Source organism: Neptuniibacter sp. UBA6509 (assembly GCA_002435145.1).
In the GTDB taxonomy this organism is placed as follows: domain Bacteria; phylum Pseudomonadota; class Gammaproteobacteria; order Pseudomonadales; family Balneatricaceae; genus Neptuniibacter.
On sequence record DJLT01000030.1, the window covers coordinates 1 to 4246 of the forward strand.

A 4246-nucleotide genomic window follows, 5' to 3' on the forward strand; every position below is an offset into this window, starting at 1 on the left:
ATCCAGTTTTCTAGTCCTAATAGGTCTCTGACGAACTCTTCTGCGTTCATTACACGCTTATAGCGTGGCTCAGGATCGGGCTCTACTGTTGGTGGAAAGAACAGCCCGTCTTCATCAGTACGCTTGATGCCAAGTAGGTAATTACTTGTTATCTCTTGGGGCTGAGTATTTGCGGGATCGAAAAGCGTCTCTACTTCCTCACCTTCTGTATTCAATGCCATTCCAACAGATAGCGGATCAATCGTTAAATCAGTTTCAACATAGCTTTCAATATCAGACCAGCGCCAACTTGATAGATACAGATTTTCACCAAGCTGTGTAACTGTACAGCCTGAGTTAGCAGCTGCTTCCTGAAACACAGCAAGAACCGGTGAAGATGCGATAATTAATGTTTGTAAGCTCATTTGTTATGCTCCTTTGATTACTTTTTTGACTGTGTAAGTTGCATCTAACACTTCACCCAAAACTGGGGTTCTATCTTCTATAATGATGAAACCGTTATCTCTTGATGTGATTATCTGAGAAGACTGTAAAGACTGGTTGTAAACCGCCTCATTGTTATTGATCTTCCAATCGCCACCAATAACTTCGTTAAACGTCACTCCAACATAGAAATCTTGGGCAATAGTTTCGCCCCCAACCCTCATGCTGACACCGCCCCAGCCCACCCCTGTAATACGCTCCACTCTGACTCGATTACCATCAACAGTAAAATTGAGATTTTCAGAAGCTCCATAAAGGGAAGGTCGGAGATCATTACTAGCAGGCCCCAGCCAATCATCACCTTTCTTAGTCCATTTCTGAATATTAGAGAAATCAGCAGGCATACCGTTATAAACACCATCCATGCTGCCATCAGTGTGCAACTTATCTTCAAGATAACCAGCGGGATTGTAGACGTAGAAACTTGAGCTGTTAGGGTCTGCATAGTCCTTTATTAAGATAGGTCCAGCATGTCCGCTCAAATAGCGTCCAAATCCACCAAAAAAACTACATTCAATCGTGATTGGCACATCTTCAATCGTTATCGTTGAGCCGATCTGTTGTGCCTCATTTAGAAACGCACTCAGCGCCAAGCCTCGTTTTGAGATTGTTATTTGATTCAAAAACCCATTGAAAATGTCAGTTTGGCCACCGAAAATGTGGCGTGAAAATCCGGTTCCTGAGTTACCAATAAGAAATTCAAGACCGTCTGGATTATCAATGTAGATTAGCGAGTATCCCTCTTCACCATCTAGTGCGAATTTTGCGCTATCATTTAGCGCGACATCACTTGATAGATCAGATGAATTAACCCAAAACGTTAAATCAAAATCACCTGTAAGTGTTTTTTCTGGCGCGCTGGGATAGTCGTTAACGCCATCTAATTCAGCCAGCACCATAGACTTTTCAGCTTTAGCTAGCTGCTTTTCAATCTGCTTTTCAACAATCGAAAGATCGTGTTGGCGCTGAAGTTCTGCGGAGAGGGATAGCGTTTCAGTAGCGCTAACATAAGCACCTTGCTCATTGCGCGTATAAAGCTCGGTACTTGAGAAATCAGCTGGTAAGCCCTGCCATTCTCCGTATCCGTAGACTGCGTACACATCCAATATAACCGCCTGTATAGTATCCCCGACAACATTCCCAAGCCGCCTCTCAATTGCTATGCGTGACTCGGTAGAGGTAGCAGTGAATGCTAAATAAACCCCATTGCCATTAGCTGCTTCTTTAGCCGCTAAACTAACGAACCCATCCGAGCTATCCCATACACGGGCCTGCCATAAACCATTTTCCTGAGAAACACTTCCAAGCGCATGGAGCACATATGTCTGCCCTATAACAGTAGTCAAATCGCGAGCAATATAACTCCAGTTCTCTGCAGTGGTTATTATTGTGTCTCCAGCCAACGTAGCGTTACCGGCTTTGAACAAATCGCTAGAATCAATAAGAACGCTAGCCGCACCATCTTTAGCAACAATATTGCCTTTCTTATCTAAGCCAAGTTTGTTTGCTGCAATTGTCCCCGGCTCATCATCCAGAGGCATAAAGAAGGATTGCCCCCCCTGACCAAGCGGGAGCGGTGATTCATGGTCAATAACTGTAAAACCTAAAACCTTTCCTGAAAAATAATACGTGCCCTGCTTAAACAAAAGTTCTATTAGGGGATTTGGGCGGCTACCAGATGTCGCAACAGGCTGTCCATCTAGAAGAATCACGCACTCAGTTGCACTATTTAACATCCCTAATCTATGAACTGAGTTGGCTACCAAATCAGATATAGTGCCGTAGTTTGTATAAGCTCCATCTATCTTTTGGACTAAATCGCCAGCGTTATTAATACTGAGACGTTGATTATCATTCGCTGTTTCAGCATCTTCGAAAAAACCTATGCTATCTGTAATATCTGAAACAAATTCCCACTCGACATAGTAATCAGTGCCCAGTTGGGCACTTAGACCTGCTATATGGTCATCAACACTGTCTGTATTAGTAATATACCGACTCTTATTCTTCGCCTGATACGCAGCAATCGCAGCCTCAGCTTGCTCAATCTGATAGCGTTTAAGGAGATAATCAGAGAGCGTTACTTTTGGATTAAGCTTTATGCGAGACAAGCTTTCCCCGAGCGCTGTATTAGAATCAAACCAAATCCCTTTAAATGGCACAGAAAAATCAAATACGTTATTACCAGATACAAGAGGCGTAGGTGTATTACCTGTATCTGTCTCGTTTCGCGTATATAACTCAATAGCTGAGCCATCAAGGTCATAGCTAATCTGCCAATCTCCCGGCTCCTGTATTGTCCCAACACTCCAGTTCTCTCCTAACCCTCCCCAAGCGTTTGCGTTTTTAGTGTACGTTCTCCCAGAAACATCCCATGATGCGTCAAGATTTGATGGCCCAAAGTAGTTTTTAGTACCTACCCAGTGCCCATCACCACGCTGCACCATCGGCTCGAAATCATCAGCAAGGTTAGCACTAGGGCTTTGCAGTAATAGAGCGTTGGGGATGTTGTAGATTTCGGTTTTAACATCCCCTGCAAACCGATCACCATCAGCCGCGCTTTGTGTAGATATGTAACTGCCAGGATCAGTAATTACACCCTCATAAACACCATTAGCACCAAACCACGGAGAATCTTCTAGCTCACCGTTAACTTTAAGCTTTCCTTGCGTATGGTTAGTAATAGTTATGCGATAAAAAACAGGGTCGCCAGAAATAAGAGAAGCACCCAAGCCCAGCGAAATGGTCTTATAATTTGGCTCAGTACCATCAAGTGACGCATTGATATTTGTTAATACAATGTTGCGCTTAAACTCAAACCCTTCAGGCAATACATAAGCAGCTATAGCTTTCGTAAAATCGAATTCAAACGACTGGGAATCATCTTGATACGATATGTAAAACGGCTGGAATTTCGCACACTCAGTACCATTAAATCGAGCAAACAAGGTACCCAGCTCAAGGTCGGTTAAATCACCTGATACGAGAATCTCAACTACTTCGTCATAAATGGCATAGTTATCTATTTCATTAACTTCAACAGTCAACGTGCCTGCAGATAGTACATCGGTACTATCATTAAGGTTTACATATAAGCGATTGAGTACGCCTTCACCGTCCAGCAGCTTCACGGTCGCGTCTATATCAGACAGTTTACCGCGTAGTGTGATAGTGCCTGCACCATCGCCCACAATAGTTTTAGCAAACCTGTAGTGTTTACTCACCCCATCAAGCTTTGGAATCATCCGCACATTATCTTTTGTGGGTATGATGTGACCGACGCTGCCAGGTTGCTGAGCGGTCACGCCCACTTCGTGACCTATATTCATGACAAAATTACCGCTATTTTTGTTTTCTGTTTACCGTGCGGGCATCGTGCTCTTATTTCGCCATCCCAACCTGCGAATGGAGCGCGCTCTAACGATCCGTATATGACGCCCATGCTGTCTTCATCGGCTGTACGTTCAGCATCGGTACGTTCATCAACGATTATTTCTGCTGAATTTGAGCCGCGCACTTGTACTGTCGCGGTGCTGTAATCAATGCTGTCAGCGATGACTTGATAGTTTTCGTCTAGTTCCAATTCGATAGTTTTAGACATCCTTAGCTCCAGGTAATCGCGTTAAGCTCAGTTTCAGTGGATGCGCTAGCTATAGCGCGCATTAGCTGCTGCTTTTGGGCAAACTTAGTTTGGTAATCGATACCTATAGCTGCGGCTATGATTTTGCCCGTAGCTATATCAACTAAGTGTTCTGTGTTTTCA

Annotated in this window: 3 protein-coding genes; all 3 read right to left on the minus strand. The window is 43.9% G+C overall.

Annotated elements, in window-relative coordinates:
- A partial coding sequence (locus B4K11_RS03785) for a hypothetical protein (RefSeq protein WP_292959243.1) occupies positions 1 to 404 on the minus strand: 404 nt, incomplete at its 3' end.
- Positions 405 to 407: 3 nt separating this feature from the next.
- Positions 408 to 3812 (minus strand): hypothetical protein, encoded by a 3405-nt coding sequence (locus B4K11_RS03790; protein WP_292950139.1) that lies wholly within the window; start codon positions 3810 to 3812, stop codon positions 408 to 410.
- Positions 3809 to 4084: a hypothetical protein gene (locus B4K11_RS03795; protein ID WP_292950141.1), complete on the minus strand. Its 276-nt coding sequence runs from the start codon at positions 4082 to 4084 to the stop codon at positions 3809 to 3811. The genes B4K11_RS03790 and B4K11_RS03795 overlap by 4 nt, the downstream gene beginning before the upstream one ends.
- Positions 4085 to 4246: the final 162 nt, after the last annotated feature.

Coding starts and splice junctions, on each gene's coding strand:
- B4K11_RS03790 (WP_292950139.1), bottom strand. CDS start 3,812: ATGAATATAGGTCACGAAGTGGGCGTGACCGCTCAGCAACCTGGCAGC.
- B4K11_RS03795 (WP_292950141.1), bottom strand. CDS start 4,084: ATGTCTAAAACTATCGAATTGGAACTAGACGAAAACTATCAAGTCATC.